At 61.3% G+C, this 19,826-nt stretch carries 16 protein-coding genes, 1 tRNA gene and 1 other RNA gene; 5 read left to right on the top strand and 13 right to left on the bottom strand.

The features are described from left to right. Nucleotides 1-54 precede the first annotated feature (54 nt). From EM6_RS01640 to ssrS, 4 genes are all read right to left on the bottom strand, one after another. The gene (locus EM6_RS01640; RefSeq protein WP_126419770.1) at nt 55-888 is read right to left on the bottom strand and encodes a TIGR00282 family metallophosphoesterase; all 834 of its coding nucleotides are present in this window, start codon (nt 886-888) and stop codon (nt 55-57) included. Beyond that, nucleotides 888-1,475: a 5-formyltetrahydrofolate cyclo-ligase gene (locus tag EM6_RS01635; RefSeq protein WP_126419768.1), complete on the bottom strand. Its 588-nt coding sequence runs from the start codon at nt 1,473-1,475 to the stop codon at nt 888-890. Before EM6_RS01635 ends, EM6_RS01640 begins: the two co-directional genes overlap by 1 nt. A gap of 172 nt (nt 1,476-1,647) precedes the next feature. Continuing rightward, a complete protein-coding gene (locus tag EM6_RS01630) occupies nt 1,648-2,664 on the bottom strand; it encodes a TerC family protein (RefSeq protein ID WP_126419766.1) in 1,017 nt (338 codons plus the stop codon). A 306-nt stretch (nt 2,665-2,970) separates the two neighbouring features. After that, nucleotides 2,971-3,135: non-coding RNA, 6S RNA (gene ssrS, locus EM6_RS01625), on the bottom strand. Nucleotides 3,136-3,335: 200 nt separating this feature from the next. Between ssrS and EM6_RS01620 the strand changes: the two genes are divergently transcribed. Further along, a complete protein-coding gene (locus EM6_RS01620) occupies nt 3,336-5,618 on the top strand; it encodes a beta-glucosidase (RefSeq protein WP_126419764.1) in 2,283 nt (760 codons plus the stop codon). Between the two features lies 1 nt (nt 5,619). After that, entirely contained in the window at nt 5,620-6,039 is a 420-nt protein-coding gene (locus EM6_RS01615) for a glyoxalase superfamily protein (protein WP_126419762.1), read from the top strand. Between the two features lie 1,280 nt (nt 6,040-7,319). Here EM6_RS01615 and EM6_RS17670 read toward each other — a convergent pair. From EM6_RS17670 to EM6_RS01590, 3 genes are all read right to left on the bottom strand, one after another. Further along, complete coding sequence (locus EM6_RS17670) at nt 7,320-7,493, bottom strand: integrase arm-type DNA-binding domain-containing protein (RefSeq protein ID WP_331876501.1); 174 nt, start codon at nt 7,491-7,493, stop codon at nt 7,320-7,322. A 166-nt stretch (nt 7,494-7,659) separates the two neighbouring features. After that, nucleotides 7,660-7,735 (bottom strand) — tRNA-Lys (locus EM6_RS01595). Between the two features lie 149 nt (nt 7,736-7,884). Beyond that, nucleotides 7,885-9,423, bottom strand: a complete 1,539-nt coding sequence (locus EM6_RS01590; RefSeq protein WP_126419760.1) for a PAS domain-containing hybrid sensor histidine kinase/response regulator — start codon at nt 9,421-9,423, stop codon at nt 7,885-7,887. Between the two features lie 231 nt (nt 9,424-9,654). Here EM6_RS01590 and EM6_RS01585 point away from each other — a divergent pair, with 231 nt between their 5' ends. Continuing rightward, entirely contained in the window at nt 9,655-10,242 is a 588-nt protein-coding gene (locus EM6_RS01585) for a DUF4142 domain-containing protein (RefSeq protein WP_172961101.1), read from the top strand. Between the two features lie 74 nt (nt 10,243-10,316). Here the strand turns inward: EM6_RS01585 and EM6_RS01580 are convergent, their stop codons facing one another. The 4 genes from EM6_RS01580 to EM6_RS01565 all read right to left on the bottom strand — a co-directional run bounded on the left by EM6_RS01580 (nt 10,317) and on the right by EM6_RS01565 (nt 15,116). Next, complete coding sequence (locus EM6_RS01580; protein WP_126419756.1) at nt 10,317-11,768, bottom strand: bifunctional 2-methylcitrate dehydratase/aconitate hydratase; 1,452 nt, start codon at nt 11,766-11,768, stop codon at nt 10,317-10,319. Between the two features lie 118 nt (nt 11,769-11,886). Continuing rightward, the gene (gene prpC, locus EM6_RS01575; RefSeq protein ID WP_126419754.1) at nt 11,887-13,062 is read right to left on the bottom strand and encodes a bifunctional 2-methylcitrate synthase/citrate synthase; all 1,176 of its coding nucleotides are present in this window, start codon (nt 13,060-13,062) and stop codon (nt 11,887-11,889) included. Nucleotides 13,063-13,080: 18 nt separating this feature from the next. Beyond that, on the bottom strand, nt 13,081-13,959 hold the full coding sequence (prpB, locus tag EM6_RS01570) for a methylisocitrate lyase (protein WP_126419752.1): 879 nt from the start codon (nt 13,957-13,959) through the stop codon (nt 13,081-13,083). Beyond that, nucleotides 13,956-15,116 carry a thiolase domain-containing protein gene (locus tag EM6_RS01565; RefSeq protein ID WP_126419750.1) on the bottom strand — a complete coding sequence of 387 codons (1,161 nt, stop codon included), beginning with the start codon at nt 15,114-15,116 and terminating at the stop codon, nt 13,956-13,958. The genes prpB and EM6_RS01565 overlap by 4 nt, the downstream gene beginning before the upstream one ends. Before the next feature lie 176 nt (nt 15,117-15,292). Between EM6_RS01565 and EM6_RS01560 the strand changes: the two genes are divergently transcribed. After that, a complete protein-coding gene (locus EM6_RS01560) occupies nt 15,293-16,060 on the top strand; it encodes a helix-turn-helix transcriptional regulator (protein WP_126419749.1) in 768 nt (255 codons plus the stop codon). 23 nt (nt 16,061-16,083) lie between these two features. Here EM6_RS01560 and EM6_RS01555 read toward each other — a convergent pair whose 3' ends face one another. Together EM6_RS01555 and EM6_RS01550 are read right to left on the bottom strand one after the other, a co-directional pair. Next, nucleotides 16,084-17,298: a glycoside hydrolase family 27 protein gene (locus EM6_RS01555; RefSeq protein WP_126419747.1), complete on the bottom strand. Its 1,215-nt coding sequence runs from the start codon at nt 17,296-17,298 to the stop codon at nt 16,084-16,086. A gap of 79 nt (nt 17,299-17,377) precedes the next feature. Further along, nucleotides 17,378-18,139 (bottom strand): TrmH family RNA methyltransferase, encoded by a 762-nt coding sequence (locus EM6_RS01550; RefSeq protein WP_126419745.1) that lies wholly within the window; start codon nt 18,137-18,139, stop codon nt 17,378-17,380. Nucleotides 18,140-18,384: 245 nt separating this feature from the next. Here EM6_RS01550 and EM6_RS01545 point away from each other — a divergent pair, with 245 nt between their 5' ends. Beyond that, nucleotides 18,385-19,785, top strand: coding sequence for a glutamine synthetase family protein (locus EM6_RS01545; protein WP_126419743.1), 1,401 nt, complete (start codon nt 18,385-18,387; stop codon nt 19,783-19,785). The last annotated feature ends 41 nt before the right edge of the window (nt 19,786-19,826 follow it).

The following is a 19,826-nucleotide window of genomic DNA, read 5'->3' as shown; positions in this document are numbered from 1 at the left end:
TGGCGGGAGTTTGGCCCTTCGTCAGAGCCTTACATCACCGGAATGCGCCAGCTTCTAAACCGAAACCTGAAGTTCTGGCAACACCGTCTTGAGCCGTCCGCCCAGGCGGATGGGCTCGATGCGGGTGGCCAGCCCCGTCTTGTCATCCGTTTCAACAAAGACGCCGCACAGGGTCGCGGGGCCGGAGGCGGGCTTATAGCGCTCCTTGCCGATGCGCGTGGTGAAGCGACGCAGCGGCTCCTCCTTGTCCATGCCGATGACGCTGTCGTAATCGGCACAGGCCCCGGCATCGGTCTGATAGGCGGTGCCGCCGGGCAGGATCTGCGCATCGGCAGTCGGCACATGGGTGTGGGTGCCCACCACCAGTGAAGCGCGCCCGTCGCAGAAATGACCCATCGCCATCTTTTCGGAGGTGGCTTCGGCATGGATATCAACCACTACCGCGTCGGCCACCAGCCCCAGCGGCGCGCTTTCCAGTGCCTTGTCCACCGCCGCGAAGGGGTCGTCCATCGACGCCATGTGCACCAGGCCCAGCGCGTTCATCACCAGAATCCGCTTGCCTGATGCGGTTTCAAACAGATTGACCCCCCGCCCCGGCACATCGGCCAGAGGCGGATAGTTGAGCGGGCGGATCAGGCGCGGCTCACGCACAATATAGGTCAGGGCCTCTTTCTGATCCCAGGAGTGATTGCCGAGCGTCAGGCAGTCCGCCCCCGCCTCAAATAACTGATTGGCGGTGTTTTCTGACACGCCAAAACCAGAAGCGGCGTTTTCGGCATTGATGATGACGAATTCGAGGTCAAGCGCCCGGCGCACAAAGGGCAGATGTTCGGACACGGCGTCGCGGCCGGCCCGGCCGACCACATCACCGAAAAAAGCAAAACGCATCAGGTGTTCTTTCTAATCTCGATTACGCCCTGTTCGGTGAGGACGGCATCGAGACGCTGATCGTGGGGTTCGGTGGGCACGCGGGCGACCGCCTGAGCGGAAAAGGCCACGCCCCACACTTGCAATGGATTTTCATTACTCTGATTTACGGAACGAAGATAGTCCAAAGCGCGGTCGTAAAAGCCGCCGCCATAGCCCAGCCGCCCCCCTTGGCAATCAAAGGCCAGAAGCGGGGCGAGAATGAGATCGGGGAACACTTCCGGCGCGTCGGGGCCGGGCTGCTGTGTGCCAAACGGCCCTGCCGTAAGCGGCGCGTCGAGGGTACAGACGCAGAAGCTCATGTGCCCCTCCGCTTCGATACGGGGCAAGGCCAGAGCATAGCCGCGCGCCTGCAAGTGCCGCATCAGGGGCCGGGGGTCGATCTCATCTTTAATGGGGTAAAACCCGGCCACGACCGCCGCCCTAGGCCAAACCCCGCGCGCCACAAAGGCCTCGGCCAGCCGTTCGCCCGCATCCGGCGATGCGGCGACCAGCGCGGCCCGTCGGCCCTTCATCTCTCGGCGCAAGGCGGATTTGGCGTCTGACATGAGCGTTTAGAGCGCTTTCCGAAAAGTGGGACGCACTTTTCGGATAAAAAAGCGCGTTAAACCAAAAATTTAGAGCGTGGCTTCGATTCAATCTGAAAGAAACACGCTCTAAGGCCATGTCACACCACAAAAAGCAAGAGCCCCCTCCGGAGGGACCGAAGGGGGCAAAAGGTTAGCCTTCGTCGTTTTTCTTCTTCGAATCGAACGGGAAGGCCCCGGTCGGATGGGCGTCGCCCTTCGGTTTGATCAGGATAGACAGGATCATGGTCAGGACCAGTACCGAGGCCGTGGCAGTAAGCGACCACACAATCGGGATCTTATAGATGTCGATCAGCAGCATCTTGGTACCAACAAAGACCAGCACCAGCGCCAGACCATAGGGCAGCAGATGGAACTTTTCGTGCATCCCGGCCAGCAGGAAGTACATGGCGCGCAGGCCCAGAATAGCGAAGACGTTGGAGGTCAGGACGATAAACGGATCGGTGGTGATGGCGAAGATGGCCGGGATCGAGTCCACCGCAAACACCACGTCGATAATACCGATCAAGATGACCACGATCAGCAGCGGCGTGGCGATGCGCTTGCCATCAATGCGGGTAAAGAACTTCTCTCCGTCGTAGTTGGGCGAGATGGTGAAGGTCTTGCGCACCCATTTCAGGGCCGGATTGCTCTCCAGATCAGGCTCCTGACCGGCGGCCAGCCACATCTTGAAGCCCGTGAACACCAGAAACGCGCCGAACACGTAGAGCACCCAGTGGAACTGCGCCACCAGCCACGCACCGACCACGATCATGCCGGCGCGCAGGACCAGCGCCATCAGAATGCCGATCATCAGCACGCGCTTCTGATACTCCGCCGGCACGGCGAAATAGGTGAACAGCATCAGGAAGACGAAGATATTATCGACCGCCAGCGCCTTTTCGACCAGATAGCCGGTGGTGAATTCCAGCGCCTTAGTATTGGCCAGAGCCTTGGCGGCCGCATCGCCCGAAAGCCCACCCATTTCCCACCACATAATGCCGAGGAAGACGAAGGAGGTGGCGACCCAAATCAGCGACCAGATGGCCGCTTCCTTCATCGAGACCTTGTGGGCCCCTTGTTTATTCAGAGCAAAAAAATCAATAAACAGCGCGACAACAACAAAGGCCGCGAACGTCCCCCACATCAGGGGCGTTGCAATCGTATCCATAGGTGAGACTCAATCTCTAAGGGTTGGCTAGGACAGGTCGGTCAGACCCGCCCTCAGTCTCGCCACTCCGCCGAAACGGTGTCTGATGCCGGAGCTAGGCTCGTGTTGACGACATCAAACGATCGCACGCGGCGATCTGGCTACTCCCTGAGGTTAACCGCCTTATTTCAGACGAAGGCGGTGACTGTCAAGTTGGGATTGTAACGATTGCGCGGTTTAAATCCCCACAGGCACATCGTGCAGTAAAAAAAGGGGTGGCGGCGCCCCTAGAAACTTAAAAATGTGGCTTCGCCACCCCAAAGGGGTGGCGGCGCCACGGGAACCGTTGCGAAGCGTTTAAATCCACTCAGACCTGACGTATCAGGTGGGAGCCATATGATAGGGACCACGGTCCCAGTCAGGGACAGCCCCCGTTCTAAGAGATTAAGGTCAGAAGGATTAGGTGTTCGCTGACGTGAGCCGCAGCACGACCCGCCATCTCACAATCTAGGCGCAACGCTGCCCCCTTACAAGGGGGGACGACCACAGGCTTTTGTAAATACCTCATAAAGCGGCGATTTGTCCTGAGCCATTCCAAAAAAGACATCGATGTCATAAGAAATGACTTCACAGACATTCGATCCCGGCTTATGAAATCTCCCAACGACAAAATCATTCCAGGGACACTGATCATGCGCACTTTCAAGCTCAGCCTGCTGGCGACCGCCGCCCTTGGGCTCGCCTTCGTCTCCACCGCACCCGCCTATGCTCAGGCCCAGGCCGCCGCCGCTGAGGCCCCCAAGGCGACGCCCTGGACCGACACCCGGCTGGATGCCGACACGCGGACGGAACTGCTACTGAAGGAAATGACGCAGGACGAGAAGCTGAAACTCGTCTTCGGTCATTTCGCCACGGCCGCCGACTGGCTCAATGCGCGTGGCGACATTGCCGGGCTGAACTGGAAGCCGCCGGTCGAAAGCCACCACCAATCGGCGGGCTTTGTCTTCGGCGTGCCGCGTCTTGGCATTCCCAATCAGTGGCAAACCGACGCGGGCGTCGGCGTCGCCTCGCAGGTCGGTGACAAGCCGCGCCTGCGCACCGCCCTGCCATCGGGCATGGCCACGGCGGCGACCTGGGACCGCGATCTGGCCTTCAAGGGCGGCGCGATGATCGGCCGCGAAGCGCGCCTGTCGGGCTTTAACGTGCAACTGGCCGGGGGCGTCAACCTGATGCGCGAGCCGCGCAATGGCCGCAACTTCGAATATGGCGGCGAAGACCCGCTGCTGGCCGGGATCATCGTCGGTGAGCAGATCCGCGGCATTCAGTCGAACCACATTATCTCGACCGTCAAGCACTATGCCTATAATGCGCAGGAAACCAATCGCTTCACTGTCTCTTCCAACATTTCGGACAAGGCCGGGCGCGAGTCCGACCTGCTGGCGTTTCAGTTCGCCATCGAAACCGGCAATCCGGCCTCGGTGATGTGCGCCTATAACCGCGTCAACAATGTCTATGCTTGCGAAAGCGACTATCTGCTGAACGAAGTCCTGAAGAAAGACTGGGGCTATAAGGGCTATGTGATGTCGGACTGGGGCGCCACCCATTCGACCATCCCGGCCGCCAATGCCGGACTGGATCAGCAGTCAGGCTATCCGTTCGACAAGAGCAACTACTTCGCCGGGCCGCTGAAAGAAGCGGTGGAAAACGGCTTTGTGAAGCAAGAGCGCCTCGACGATATGGCGCGCCGCATCCTGTGGGGCCTGTTCTCGACCAGTGCCTTCGACAAGCCCGTGCCGGTGGCCGAAGACCAGATCGACTTCAAGGCGCACGCCGCCGTCACTCAGGCCGATGCCGAAGGTGGCATTGTGCTGCTGAAAAACACCGGCCTGCTGCCGCTGGTGACCACCGCCAAAAAGATCGTCGTCATCGGCGGCTATGCGGATAAGGGCGTCATTTCCGGTGGCGGCTCGTCTCAGGTCTATGGTCAGGGCGGCAACCCGGTCAAGGATCTGGGCCTTGGCCCCAAGGCCTTCCCCGGCCCCCTCACCTACTATCCGGACTCGCCGGTCGAAGCGCTGAAAGCCCGCACCAAGGCCGAGGTCGTCTATCATGACGGCAAGGACATCAAGGCGGCGGTGAAGGCGGCAAAAGGCGCGGACGTGGTGATCGTGTTCGGCACCCAGTGGACAGGCGAATCGCTGGATGCCGAACTGAAACTCGATGAAAACGCCGACGCCCTGATCGACGCGGTGGCCAAGGCCAATAAAAGGACCGTCGTCGTGCTGCAAACGGGCGGGCCGGTCTTCATGCCGTGGCTTTCGAAGGTCGGGGCCGTGGTCGAAGCTTGGTATCCCGGCACCAAGGGCGGCACGGCCATTGCGCGCGTCCTGACCGGTGAAGTCTCGCCGTCCGGCCGCCTGCCGGTGACCTTTGCCGCTTCGCTCGATCAGCTGCCGCGCCCGAAGCTGGACGGTGACCCCAAGAGTGAGACGATCCGCACCCAGGTCAATTACGACATCGAAGGCGCAGCCATCGGTTACAAGTGGTTCGACAAGAAGGGCCTGAAGCCGCTCTTCGCCTTCGGCCACGGCCTGACCTATTCCACCTTCGGCTACAGCGACCTGAAGACCTCAACGACCGGCGACAAGCTGAGCGTCAGCTTCACCGTGACCAATACGGGCAAGGTCGCCGCTTCGGACGTGCCGCAGGTCTATGTTTCGGCCCCCGCCTCGGCCGGCTGGGAGGCGCCCAAGCGCCTCGGCGGCTGGGACAAGGTGGCGCTGAAGCCCGGCGAGTCGAAGACCGTGACGGTAACGGTCGATCCACGCCTGCTGGCCACTTTCGACAGCGCGTCAAAGACGTGGAACGTCGCCGCCGGGGCTTACGACGTGATCCTCGCCCGCTCGGCCACCGATGCCGTCAGCAAGACCACGGTCACGCTGAGCGCGCAAAAGTACGATGTGAGAGGGAAGTAACATGGCGGCGGCAGAGGACGATCGCCTTGAGGTTCTGCCTATCCTGCCCAGCCTGTCGCTAAGCGAAACCCGGAGCTTCTACAGCGAGTTTCTGGGTTTCGACGCCACCGTGTTTGAGGATCACAACTATCTGATCCTCAGACGCGATGCCTTCGGTTCACCGATTGAACTGCACTTCTGGCTGACAAATCGCCGCGACCTGTGCGAACAGAGTGCGGTCTATATTCGCGGCGGCAGCATAGACAGGCTGCACGAAGAGTTCCGGCAAAAGGAACTTTTGCACCTGTCGCCGATCCTGCCGAGGCCGTGGGGCATGACCGAATTTTACATCCATGACCCGCATGGGAATTTGCTTAAATTCGGCCGCGTGAGCGACGAAGCCCCCCTAGAGCGAGATGATTTTAAACGGAAGCATAATTAAAGCGCCTCCCCTGATTTGGCTTCGCCGAACTTCGTTTCAGGGGAGGCGCTATAGCGATAAGCCGTTTCCACCTAAAATCATTTCGCTCTAAAACCAGATGCGTGGTGCGGGCAGCCGGACTCGAACCGGCATGGCCATGCGGCCGACGGATTTTCTTACCACTTCGGCTTTCGCCGCCGCGCTTTTCGCGTTCGTGGTCTGGACTATCCCTTCACCATACCCGGAGCGGGGTTAGGTGCTGCCCGTCTAGTCTCTACACCTTCCGATCGATGACCGGCTTGGCTCGGGATTACCAGCGAAGGCTTCCCCGAATTTGAGCAGTTCTACGCTTCGGGTTTCCCCGAAGGCACTCAATCCCTGGCTTAAGTCCGTTGCGTCTACCGATTCCGCCATGCCCGCTTAAACCGCGTTGAATTATAAAGAGGCAAAACCGCCGCGTCGAGTATGATTATCTGGCTATCCCCTAATTCTGAATATCCGTTTCCGGAACAGATCGACCACGGACCAGCTTCTTCTCCTTTCGAACATTGACAGCTTGCGCGTCGATGCGGTCCTTGATGTGAGCCGCATAGAACTGCTCAATCATATCAACGCTGGTGCGGCAATTTTGGCAATCTGATAGATGTCCGCACCTTCCATCAAGCGCAGGCAGATAGAATTGTCATGCGTTTCGTGGATTGCGTGCAATGAACGGTCAGACTGTGGGTGAGCATTACGCCCGCCTATGTGTAGATTATCGGAGACTTGGGCGGAGTGAGGTTGAACACACCGGTCACATAGAACCCAGATTTTGAATCTCGGGAAATTTATCGGCAAAAAACGCAGCGCACTTGCCCTGCAAAAAACGCGAATCAAAAAACCTGATTTGAACGTTATTCGGGTGGCAAAATCATCTGACGGACGGGCCTTGTTACCGAGCGAACTTGCGCCTTTTGCTTTCAACCACCTTCACGCTTTGCGCCGCCGGAGCAGACGGGGAACGTCAGCGAAACTGGCGTGTCAGATGTCAGAAACGCCACCAGATCGTCCCTCAGTATCAGCCTGCGTCCGCCGATCTTGACGGACTTGAGCGAGCCATCAGCCATACGCTCGTACAGGAATGGCCGTTATGTTCCTCTCAAGGGTTCAGATACTCCACCGCATCAGGCGTGCACACCAGAGGATGCCGATGGAGGGTGATGGACGCAGTACAAGCGCCAGAACCGGCGGGGAAAGCCGGGCCTCTGACAACGAAGAAGCGTCCCCACGACGGGCAAACCGTCCTGCGGTCGCCCTGCCCGTCATACCCTGGATGACGCATGCCTACGAGGTGGCGGTCTTGGCGTTTCAGGAGGATACTTGAACCGCCAGAGCTTTTGCCCGGAAGGCCTCACTATCATGAACAGGCCGCCTGAGTCGTAAAGCTTATACTGTTTATCCAAGGGCTTGGCCGCCCGGATCGCCGTATCAGTCATGGCCATTGGGGTCACCATTTTGCAGTGTTTGAGCGTGACCCCCAGCGTGACAACCAAATTACCCGGATGCGCGCGGACAGGGCGTACCCTCATGGATGTCACGAGCGCTAAAGCACCACAAAATAAGGATTTTTTCAACTTCGCCGGACGCTGGCGGAAGGAGGAATGGTGGGTGAGCACGGACTCGAACCGTGGACCCGCTGATTAAGAGTCAGCTGCTCTACCAACTGAGCTACACACCCACTTTTCACCGCTTTCAAGGTGGGGCTGTTGGCGAGCCCCGGCGGTGAGGCGCGGAACATACGAATTTTTTCCGCCCTTGCAAGCGCTAATTTTGCTTTTTGCGCACAAAGCCTGTGGACGGTCACAAACCGCCCCCTCACCTCGTCGCTCAGGCGGCAGCGATGGCTTCGCCCACCACCTGCATGAAGGTTTGGGGTTCGAAGGGTTTGGGGATGAAGCCCGTCATGCCCGCTTCGAAGCAGCGGCGGCGGTCGGAATCGCGCACGTGCGCGGTCATGGCAACCACCGGCGTGGCCGGCAGGGCGCGCTGCGTTTCCATCTGGCGGATGCGGCGCGTGCTTTCAAAACCGTCCATGCCGGGCATCTGCACGTCCATCAGGATCAGGTCGTAAGCGCGCATTTCGGCGCGGCGCAGGGCCTCGGTGCCGGTGCGCGCTACGTCGTAATTGAGCCCCATCTGATCGAGCAGCGTGGAGACCACCACGATGTTCGGCTCATAGTCTTCGACGATCAGCACCTGACGCCGGCCTTCCGAGAGCGGTTGTGCGGCCTCAAGCGTCTGCGGACGGGCCGGATCGTGCGTTAAGGGCAGTTCGGCGGTGAAGATCGCCCCCTGCCCTGGCGTGCTGGCGGCGCTCAGCGTGCCCCCCATCTGTTCGGCCAGGGCGCGGGCAATCGACAGGCCCAGACCCGTGCCGCCATAGCGCCGCGTCATCGAGGCATCGGCCTGCGTGAACTTTTCGAAGATGGCGTCCAGCTTGTCCGGCGGGATACCGACGCCGGTATCCATCACCTCAAAGCGCACACGCGCGCTGTCGGCTTCGGCGTGCACCACCGACAGGCGCAGGTCGATACGGCCGGTATCGGTAAATTTCACGGCGTTGGCCAGCAGGTTGCTCAGTATCTGCTGCACCCTCAGCGGATCGCCGCGGTAGTATTCGCGCAGTTGCGCGCCATAGGTGACGCCAAAGCCGACACCCTTTTCCGCGGCATGGACGCGCGGCGCGGCCACCGTCTGTTCGATCAGTTCGGGCAGGTTGAAATCGCGCGTCTCCAGCTCGATGGCCCCGGCCTCGATCTTCGACACGTCCAGCAGGTTGTTGATCAGGTGCAGCAGGTTTTCGCCGCTTTGTTTCAGCACACTGACATAGCTCTGTTCGCGCTCGGAAAGGTTGGGCGACAGGCTGAGGATATGGGCCAGACCGATGACAGCGTTCATGGGGGTGCGCAGTTCGTGGCTCATATTGGCCATGAATTCGTCGCGGCGGCGGTTGGCTTCGGCCAGTTGCGCCGCGATGGCCTTTTGGCGTGTGATGTCGCGGGCGATCTTGGAGGCGCCGATGATGCGCCCGGCCTCATCGCGCACCGGCGACACGGTCAGCGAAATGTCGATCAGGGCCCCGGATTTGGTGCGGCGCACGGTTTGAAAGTGTTCGACCCGCTGACCGCTGCGCACCTTGCCGATGATGACGTATTCCTCATCGTGCATATCCTTAGGAATGATCAGGGTGATGTGTTGCCCGACCGCTTCGGCCGCTGTGTAGCCGAAAATGCGCTCGGCCCCGGCATTCCAGGTGGTGATGATGCCGTCGAGCGTCTTGGAGACGATGGCATCATCCGACGAGGCGACAATCGCCGCCAGCAGCGCGCTGTGGTGCTGCGCCTCAGAGAGGGTGTCGTCCGTCAAAACCGAGGCTCCGGAAGTGGGTCGGCCAGTGTCCATGAAGCACCTGCCGTACGGGAATCTGCAAATCGCGGCGATGCTAACCCCAAAGCCTGTAACCGAACAATACGATCCTGGGGCGGGCGGTACTTTATGGCTTTTTCATGTGTTGCGGCAAAAGCGGCGCAACCTTCTTACATCCGCGCTGATACGGTCCTGAGCCATCACAGTTCCGTTATCACATTGGAGAGACTGATGTTTTCTAAGAAAGCCTTTACTGCCGCTACGCTGGCTGGCGTGCTCATCCTGCCGCTGGCCGCCTGCGGATCGCCGCAGGAAAACGCCGCCGAAGAGGCCGCCGAGAGCGCATCTGAAAGCTCGTCGAGCGTCTTTGACAGCGCCTCTTCCAGCGCCTCGGAGAATATCGACTTTGCGGGTCGCGCCACGGTCGCCGGTGTCTTTGAAATCGAGTCGAGCAAGCTGGCCATCGAGCGCACCAAGAAGGCCGATCTGAAGGCCTTTGCGCAGAAGATGGTGACCGACCACACCAAGGCCGCCACCGAACTGAAGGCCGCCATCACCGCTGCCGGGCTAACGCCGCCGACCGAAGGGCTCGATTCGGAGCATCAGGACATGCTGAACGACCTGAAGAACGCCTCGGCTGAGGATTTCGACGCCAAATATATCGACGCTCAGCAAAAGGCGCACGACAAGACGATCGACCTGTTTGAAAAGGAAGCCAAGGATGGTCAGGCCGGTCCGGTCAAGGATTTTGCCGCCAAGACACTGCCGACGCTCAAGACGCACAAGGCCGATATCGAAAAGCTCGACGAAAAGTATTGATCGGACCTTCGCCGGTAATGAAGAACGCCGCCCCTCACCGGGCGGCGTTGTTTTTTAAATCCAACTGAGCCGGGTCAGATCACATACATATCGACGTACTCATGCACCGGCGTGGCCTCCAGCGCCTGCTGATCAAGGCTGAGATCGAAAATGGCCTGCTGCTGCTTTTTGGGGAAGCGGCGGTTGAGATTGGTGCGGAACTTGGCCTCTAGCAGCGGGATGCCTTCCTTGCGACGGCGTTTGTGACCGATGGGGTATTCGACCACGATCTCCTCCCACACCGTGCCGTCGTTAAGCGTGACGGTCACCGCATTGGCGATCGAGCGTTTGTCCGGGTCGTGATAGTCTTTGGTGAACTGCGGGTCTTCGGTGCAGATGATCTTGTCGCGCAGGGCGTCGATACGCGCGTCCTGCGCCACCTCATCCTCATAGTCAGCCGCCGTCAGACGACCGAACAGGATGGGCACGGCCATCATGTACTGGATGCAGTGGTCACGGTCGGCCGGGTTATGCAACGGCCCCTTCTTGTCGATGATGCGCACGCAGGCCTCATGGGTGCGCACGTCGATACGCGCGATATCGTCCGCAGACACGCCTTTGGCCCGCAGTTCCTGATGCACGCGCATGGCGGCTTCGACCGCGGTCTGCGAATGGAACTCCGCCGGGTAGCTGATCTTGAACAGCACGTGCTCCATCACATAGCTGCCGTAGGGGCGCTGGAAGCTGAACGGCTTGCCCTTGAAGGAGACGTCGTAAAAGCCCCACACTGGCGCGGTCAGGGCCGAGGGGTAGCCCATCTCACCCTTCTGCACCATCAAAGCCAGTCGCACGGCACGGCTGGTGGCGTCGCCCGCCGCCCACGACTTGCGCGAACCGGTATTGGGGGCGTGGCGATAGGTACGCAAAGACTGTCCATCGACAAAGGCCAGCGACACGGCGTCGATGATCTCATCGCGACTGAGGCCCAACATCCCCGCCACCACCGCCGTCGAGGCGACCTTGACGAGGATGACGTGATCGAGGCCCACGCGATTGAAGCTGTTGTCCAGCGCCAGTACGCCCTGAATCTCGTGCGCCTTGATCATGGCGGTCAGGACGTCGCGCATGGTTAGCGGTGCCTTGCCCGCCGCCACACGATTGCGCGATATCCAGTCGGCAACGGCGAGGATGCCGCCCAGATTATCCGACGGGTGCCCCCATTCCGCCGCCAGCCAGGTGTCGTTGAAATCAAGCCAGCGGATCATAGCGCCGATAGTGAAGGCCGCCTGTATGGGATCAAGCTGAAACTGGGTGCCGGGGACTTTGGCACCATTGGGCACGGTGGTGCCCGGCACGATAGGGCCCAAAAGCTTGGTGCAGGCGGGATAGTCCAGCGCCTCCAGCCCGCAGCCCAGCGTGTCGATCAGGCAGTTGCGCGCCGTCTCATAGGCGAGGTCGGAGTGGATTTTATAATTCAGCACATAGTCGGCGATATCGACAAACACGCTGTCGGGTTCAGGGCGGATATTGGGGATATGTGTGGACATGGTTTACCTCTTGCCCCCTCTCCCTTGAGGGAGAGGGCTGGGGTGAGGGGGAAGATCGAAGGGGAAAAGCCCCCTCATCCGCCGCTTTGCGGCACCTTCTCCCTCAAGGGAGAAGGGATCAGATACGGTCTTCGATCCTGACGAAGGCGCGGTCTTCGGGGCCGGTATAGTTGGCGCTGGGGCGGATGATCTTGCCGTCGATGCGCTGCTCAATCACGTGCGCCGACCAGCCGGCGGTGCGCGCTATGGCAAACAGCGGCGTGAACATGGCCGTCGGCACCCCCATGCGGTGGTAGGAGACGGCGGAGAACCAGTCGAGATTGGGGAACATCTTTTTGACCTCCCACATCACGCGCTCCAGCCGCTCGGCAATGGCGTACATTTTCAGCGAACTCTGCTCGACGCTGAGGTCGTGGGCGACCTGTTTGATCACCACATTGCGCGGATCGGAGACCGTATAGACCGGGTGGCCAAAGCCGATCACCACCTCTTTACGCTCGACGCGGGCGCGGATGTCAGCCTCGGCCTCGTCCGGGGTGGCGTAGCGCTTCTGTATTTCAAAGGCCACCTCATTGGCCCCGCCGTGCTTGGGTCCGCGCAGCGCGCCAATGGCCCCGGCAATGCACGAATACATGTCCGAGCCCGTCCCGGCGATCACGCGCCCGGCAAAGGTCGAGGCGTTGAACTCATGCTCGGCATAGAGGATCAGCGAAATGTGCATGGCCTTCACCCAGCTTTCGCGCGGTTTTTCACCGTGCAGCAGGTGCAGGAAGTGCCCGCCGATGGAGTCGTCGTCCGTCTCGACCTCGATGCGCTTGCCATTGTGGCTGTAGTGATACCAGTAGAGCAGCATCGACCCCAGAGACGCCATCAGCTTGTCGGCAATGTCGCGGGCCGAGGGCGCATTGTGGTCGTCCTTTTCCGGCGCCAGGCAGCCCAGCAGCGACACGCCGGTGCGCATCACATCCATCGGGTGCGCCGAGGGCGGTATCTGCTCCAGCACCGACTTCAGGCTGACCGGCAGGCCACGTAAGGCGCGCAGCTTGCTCTTATAGGCCGCCAGCTCCGCAACGGTCGGCAGGATGCCGTGCACCAGCAGGTACGCCACCTCCTCGAACTCGCACGTCTGGGCCAGGTCGAGAATATCGTAGCCGCGATAGGCCAGATCATTCCCCGTCCGCCCCACGGTGCACAGGGCGGTATTACCCGCCGCCATACCCGACAGGGCGACCGACTTTTTGGGTTTGAAGGCGGTGGTCGCCTCCCCTTTGGGCAGCTCGCTGACGGCATTCATGGGTGTTCTCTCCGCTTGTTATTTGTTTTTATTGAACATCGCATCGAGGCGCTGTTCGTAGTCGTAATAGTCGATGCGCTGATACAGCTCGTCGCGCGTCTGCATCAGGTCGAGCACAGTCTTCTGATGGCCGTCGCGGCGGATGGCCTCATAGACGGTCTCGGCGGCCTTGTTCATGGCGCGGAAGGCCGACAGCGGATAAAGCTGAATGGCCACGCCGGCAGAGGCCAGTTCCTCGCGCGTAAACAGCGGCGTCTTGCCGAACTCGGTGATATTAGCCAGCACCGGCACCTTTACGGCGGCGGTAAAGCGGCGATAGGTGTCGAGGTCATAGGCGGCTTCGGCAAATATCCCGTCCGCCCCGGCTTCGACGCAGGCCAGCGCCCGCTCAATCGCCGCATCAACGCCGTCCACCGCAATGGCGTCGGTGCGGGCAATCAGGAAGAAGTCCGGATCGGTCTTGGCACTGGCGGCGGCCTTGACGCGATCGACCATTTCCGCGACCGACACGATCTCCTTGCCCGGCCGGTGACCGCAGCGCTTGGCCCCTACCTGATCCTCGATATGGCAGGCGGCGGCCCCCGCCTTGATCAGGGCCTTGACCGTGCGCTCGATATTGAAGGCCGACGGGCCAAAGCCCGTGTCGATATCGACCATCAGCGGCAGGTCGCACACATCGGTGATGCGCCGCACGTCGATCAGCACGTCCTCAAGGCCGCTGATCCCCAGATCGGGCATCCCCAGCGACCCTGCCGCTACGCCACCGCCGCTGAGGTAGATGGCGCGGTAACCGGCGCGTTTGGCCAAAAGCGCGTGATTGGCATTGATCGCACCGATGACCTGCAACGGGCTTTCGTCCTTGAGCGCCGTACGGAATATGGCACCGGGTGAGGTCATGACAGTCTCTCCAGAATACTCGCATAGTTGGCGACGGCACCGCCGCCCATATTGAAGGCCAGACCGAGCTTCGGGTCAGGCAGTTGCATCTCACCCGCCTCACCACACAGTTGCCGCGCGGCGATGACGTGCATAGAAACGCCCGTGGCCCCGACCGGATGGCCCTTGGCCTTCAGACCGCCGGACATGTTGGTGGGGCAAAGTCCCTGACGACCCGTGCCTCCGGCGATGATAAACTCTGCCCCTTGGCCCTTGGGGGCCAGCCCCATGGCTTCGGCCACCAGAAGCTCGGCGATAGTGAAACAGTCGTGGACCTCGGCAAAGCTGAGGTCAGACACCGAAACGCCCGCCTGCGCATAGGCCCGCTCAAAGGCCAGACGCGGGCCGGTAAAGTCGGTCATGTCCTTGGCCGACAAAGGCAGCAGGTCATTGACCTGAACCGACGCGCGGAACCCGACGGCGCGGCGGAAATCACTGGCCCGGTCGGCGCGGGTCAGAACGATGGCCGCCGCCCCGTCCGACACCAGCGAACAATCGGTCATCTTCAGCGGATCGGAAATCGGCGGGTTCTTCTCGGACACCGTGGCGCAGAACTCGACCGACAGCGGTTTTTTGAGCTGCGCCAGAGGATTATTCATCGCGGCGGCGTGGTTCTTGGCGGCGATGTGCGCCATGGCCAGGGTCGGATCGCCGTAGCGTTCGCCATAGGCGCGGGCAAAGCGGGCAAAGATGTCGGGGAAGGACAGGCCAGCCTCTTCGGCCTGATAGCTGGCGGCCCCCAGAGCGCGGGTGACGCCCGCCCCGTCGAGCGCCGTCATTTTTTCGGCACCAACGACCAGCGCCGTGTCGATGCGCCCCGAGGCAATGGCATCCATCGCCGCATAGAGCGCCGCTGATCCCGACGCGCAGGCGTTTTCCAGCCGCGTGGCGGGTGTGTAGCGCAGGCCCTCATCGGCCCCCAGCACCATAGAGGCGCAAAACCCATCGGGAGTCAGACCGGCATTGTATAGGCCCAGAAACACCGCATCGACGTCCGTACCGGTGATCCCGGCGTCGCTGAGCGCCTCACGCGCCGCCGTCTGAATGAGCGCTTCGAGCGACAGGTCCAGCCGTCCGAACGCCGTATGACCCCAGCCGACAATGGCCGCTGCGTGCATAGTGTGGGCTCCCTATTTAGGTCGCAACCGCTTCTGCGTCGGTTGCGTTTGAGACAAGGCCTAACTCCTTGCCGCAACGGGAGTCAATGCAGGCGCCGGACACGTTTTCGGGACTGAAACATCACCCAGTCGCCGATACATGCTGCAATTTTTTGGCAGCATGTTACACTCGCCGCATGAAGACCGCCGACCGCCACGCCGCCCTGCTCGAAGCCTTGCGCGAACACAGCGCCCCCATCAGCGGACGCGCCCTGTCCGCCAAGCTGGGGACGTCGCTGCGCACGCTTTACCGCGACATCGCCGCTTTGCAGGCGCAAGGGGCCCCTATCGAAGGCGCGCCGGGCATCGGCTATGTGCTGAAACCGGCCTATCGCCTGCCGCCGCTGATGCTGTCGCCGGAAGAGATCGAAGCCCTGATCACCGGAGCCTTGTGGGTCGCCGATCGCGCCGAACCGCGCTTAGGCGAAGCGGCACAAGGCCTGATTCAGGCCCTAAGCCCGCACCTGCCCGCCGCCATCCGTGACGACCTGACGCAGCGCGGCCTGCTGGTCGGGCGCGGTCTGGCCGTGCCCGAAGCCCATATCGACCCGGCCCTGATCCGATCGGCCATCCGTTCGGAACGCTGCGTCTATATGAGCTATATCGACCTCAAGGGCACGGTCAGCGAACGCACCGTCTGGCCCATCGCGCTCGGCTTCTTCGACCACCTGCGCATCCTGGTGGTGTGGTGCGAACTGAAACAGGCCTTTCGGCACTTCCGCACCGAACGCATACTGAGCTGGAAGCCGCTCGACATCCCCTTCCCGCGCCGCCGCGCCGCGCTCTTGAAGGCGTGGCGCGACACGCTGCGCGAGGGCGAGGTTATGATGCCGGAACAGTCCAATCGCAACATGGTGACAGGTTTTGGCAGCATGTCCGATGAAACCGAGGGCGAAAGCGCCTGATCCGATCGTTCACAAAGGCGTGATCAAATGATCGGCGTCAAGCGCACCATGATCACGCCGTGCGACGCCACGGTGCCGCCAAAGCGCGCCTTGACGTTTTTCGTCACCTTTTTGGACCACAGATCCTTGACCTGAACCTTCAGACCGGCCGGCAGGTTGAGCTGTTCCCAGGTGACGCTCATCTCCGCCGGCGCGGCTCCGCGGTTGAACAGCACCACCGCCTGATCGCCGCCTTTCAGCGGACGCGCCCAGATTTCGAGGTCGCCCTCTTTCCAGATGCGCTTGGCCTGCTGCCCCAGCGGGTCCTGATCAACGGCGATGACGTCTTTATTGGTCAGGATGCGCAGCGTATCGGCGTCCATAGCGGACAGGTCGTTGCCGGCGATCAGCGGCGCGGCCAGCATGGCCCACAGCGAGAAGTGCGACTCGTATTCGGTCGTTGTCATGCCGCCATTGCCGACTTCGAGCATGTCGGGATCGTTCCAGCGGTTGGGGCCGGAATAGCGCCACAGGTCCACCTGCTTGTCGAGGATATTGAGCATGCCGATCGAATAGCCCTTCTTGCCTTCCCAGGCATCGTAGATGTCGCCGGTGGTGCGCCACAGGTGGCCGATGGGCGCGGCCCAGCGCTGCGGGTAGTTGTCGCCCCACTCACAGATCGACAGGACGATATCGCGTCCGGACTCGCGCAGCGCCTTGGCCATGATGGTATAGGCCGCTTCGGCATCGCGCGTGCCGGTGTAGCACCAGTCGTATTTCAGATAATCGACGCCCCATCGGGCGTATTGGCGGGCGTCCTGAAACTCATGCCCGGCACTGCCCGGACGGCCGCCGCAGGTCAGCGAACCCGCGTCGGAATAGAGACCAAACTTCAATCCCTTGCTGTGCACATAGTCGATCAGGGCCTTCATGCCGGACGGAAAGCGCTCCAGATCGACCTGAATATTGCCGTCGGCATCGCGGCTTTTCTGCCAGCAATCGTCGATGACGATATACTGATAGCCCGCGTCCTTGAGGCCCGACGCCGCCATGGCATCGGCCTGCTTGCGCACAATGTCCTCAGTGATGTTGCAGGCGTATTTGTTCCACGAATTCCACCCCATCGGCGGGGTGGGCAGCAGGTTGGGCTTCGGGGCCTCCAACTTCAGCGTCTCGTGCGCCTGTGCGGTGGCCACACCGCCCCCCAGACACAGACTCACACTCAGGCCAGCGGCCAGCAACCAAGCGGTCGTTTTCATTTTCAGCTCCCTCTATTGTTTTCGCCCATTAAATATATCAATTTTATTTAATCAAGCGCTTTTGTGTGATAATATCACATCAGACGCGAAAGCGATAAAGTACAATGCCGCTGGTCGTCGCCACATTGAGGCTGTCGAAGCCGCCGTGCATGTCGATACGCACGGTCTGACACGCCGCCATAAGCGCCGCCGGCAGGCCCGGTCCCTCGGCACCGAACAGCACGGCGGAGCGCGGCGCAGGGGTCACCTCTTCCAAAGTCACGGCCCCGGACGGGCTCAAGGCATAGGGCGTCAGGCCCAGCCCCGTCAGCGTGCCCACCATGTCGTCCGTGCGATAATGCGGCACCTCAAGCGCACCACCGACGCTGACGCGGATCGCCTTGCGGTAAAGGGGATCGCAGCAGGTGGTATCGAGCAGCACCGCATCGACGCCAAAGGCCGCCGCATTGCGCATCAGCCCGCCCATATTGTCGGTATTGGCGATGCCGTGCAGGGCCAGAACGCGCGCCGTGGCGCCACTGACCCGCTCGGCCAACGACTGTTTCGGGGCATAGCGCCCCAGCGCCAGATAGCCGCGATGGATGGGGAAGCCCGCCACCTGATCCATCACGCCTTGCGGCACCACATAGACCGGCGCGTCGGGCAAGGACGCCAGACCGCCCAGGCGCTCCGGCGTCGTCAGGACACTGACCGTTTCGGCCACCGGCGAGGTGAACAGACGCTCCAGCACCACCTTGCCCTCAGCCATGAACAGGCCCTGCCGACCCGTCAGATCACGGTCCTTCACATCACGATACAGCTCAAGGCGGGGGTCGTGGGGATCGGTTATCTCAAACAGCATGAGGCAGGCTTTAGCCGTTTACAGCGCCTTTCACCACCCGCTTCTGTTTTGTGCCTAACTGAGGGTCGCGGTCATCCTCCGAGGCTCGACAAACGCCCCAAATTGTGATCACAATTTGGGCACGACCGGATGGAGGGTTGCCAAAACCGCGCGACCCGCGCCATCATGATCGCACCCAACCGGGGCCCGGATCAAAAATCCATGCGTCAGTCTCTGCCGTCAGGGCCTCATTCCACAGGTGACCCATGAAATCGAAGTCCAAACGTCCGCAGTCCGGCTTTTCCAAGCGCGGGGCCGCCGACGTCTCCGAAGCCGCCGGCTGGCTGGCCGAGCAGAATATCGAAGAGATCGAGTGCATGGTGCCGGACCTGGCCGGGGTGGCGCGCGGCAAGATCATGCCGGTGCGCAAGTTCCTGACCACGGCGGCGATGAACCTGCCTCTGTCGATCTTCTATCAGACCATTACCGGCGACTTCCCCGATCTGGAGGGCATTGTCGGCACGGTGCAGTCCGATACCGACATCTTCCTGCGCCCGGATTTCCGCACGCTCGCCGCCGTGCCGTGGGCGACCGACCCGACGGCGCAGATCATCCACGACGCCTTCCATCCCGATGGCCGCCCGGTCGAGGAAAGCCCGCGTCAGGTGCTGCGCCGCGTCATCAGCCTCTATCACGAAAAGGGCTGGAAGCCGGTCATCGCGCCGGAACTGGAATTCTACCTCGTCGAAAAGAATATCGACCCGGACTACGCGCTGAAACCGCCGGTAGGCCGCTCAGGCCGTCCGGAAACCGGGCGTCAGGGCTATTCCATCTCGGCGGTCAATGAATTCGACGGCCTGTTCGAGGACATGTACGAATATTCAGAGGCGCAGGGGTTAGAGATCGACACCCTGATCCACGAATCGGGCGTGGCGCAGATGGAGATCAACCTGCGCCACGGTGATCCGCTGGAGCTGGCCGATCAGGTCTTTATGTTCAAGCGCACCATCAAGGAAACGGCGCTGGAGCACGACATCTATGCCACCTTCATGGCCAAGCCGATGGCCATGGAGCCGGGCTCAGCCATGCACATCCACCAGTCGATCGTGGACGGCAGCGGCCGCAACCTGTTTTCCGACCCCAAGACCGGTGAGCCGACCGAGCTCTTTTTCAGCTTCATCGCCGGTCAGCAGACCTATATGCCCGCCGCCGTGTCGCTGCTGGCGCCCTATGTCAACTCCTACCGCCGCCTGTCCAAGGGCTCCGGCGCGCCCGTCAATACGCACTGGGGCTTCGATAACCGCACGGCGGGCCTGCGCGTGCCGCCGTCGGACGCCGACAACCGCCGTCTGGAAAACCGTCTGCCCTCGTCGGATGCCAACCCCTATCTGGCCATCGCGGCAGTGCTGGCCTGCGGCTATCTGGGCATGGTCGAAGGGCTGAAACCCTCCGCGCCCGTCGATACAGACGTGTCGAATGACCCGTCGGCGGAACTGCCCTATTCGCTGATCCAGTCGGTGATCAAGCTGGAACGCTCGGAGGCGCTGAACGCCATTCTCGGCCCGGCCTTTGTGACCGCCTATGCCCGCGTCAAGCACCACGAGTATGAGACCTTCATGCGCACCATAAGCCCGTGGGAGCGCGAGTTCCTGCTGCTGAATGTGTAGTTTCTGCCCTCACAGATCAGGCAGGAAAGTCACTTTACTTT

This window comes from Asticcacaulis excentricus (assembly GCF_003966695.1).
GTDB lineage: Bacteria > Pseudomonadota > Alphaproteobacteria > Caulobacterales > Caulobacteraceae > Asticcacaulis > Asticcacaulis excentricus_A.
The sequence above is the reverse complement of the archived record's forward strand: the minus strand, read 5'-3'. Positions and strand labels throughout refer to the sequence as shown.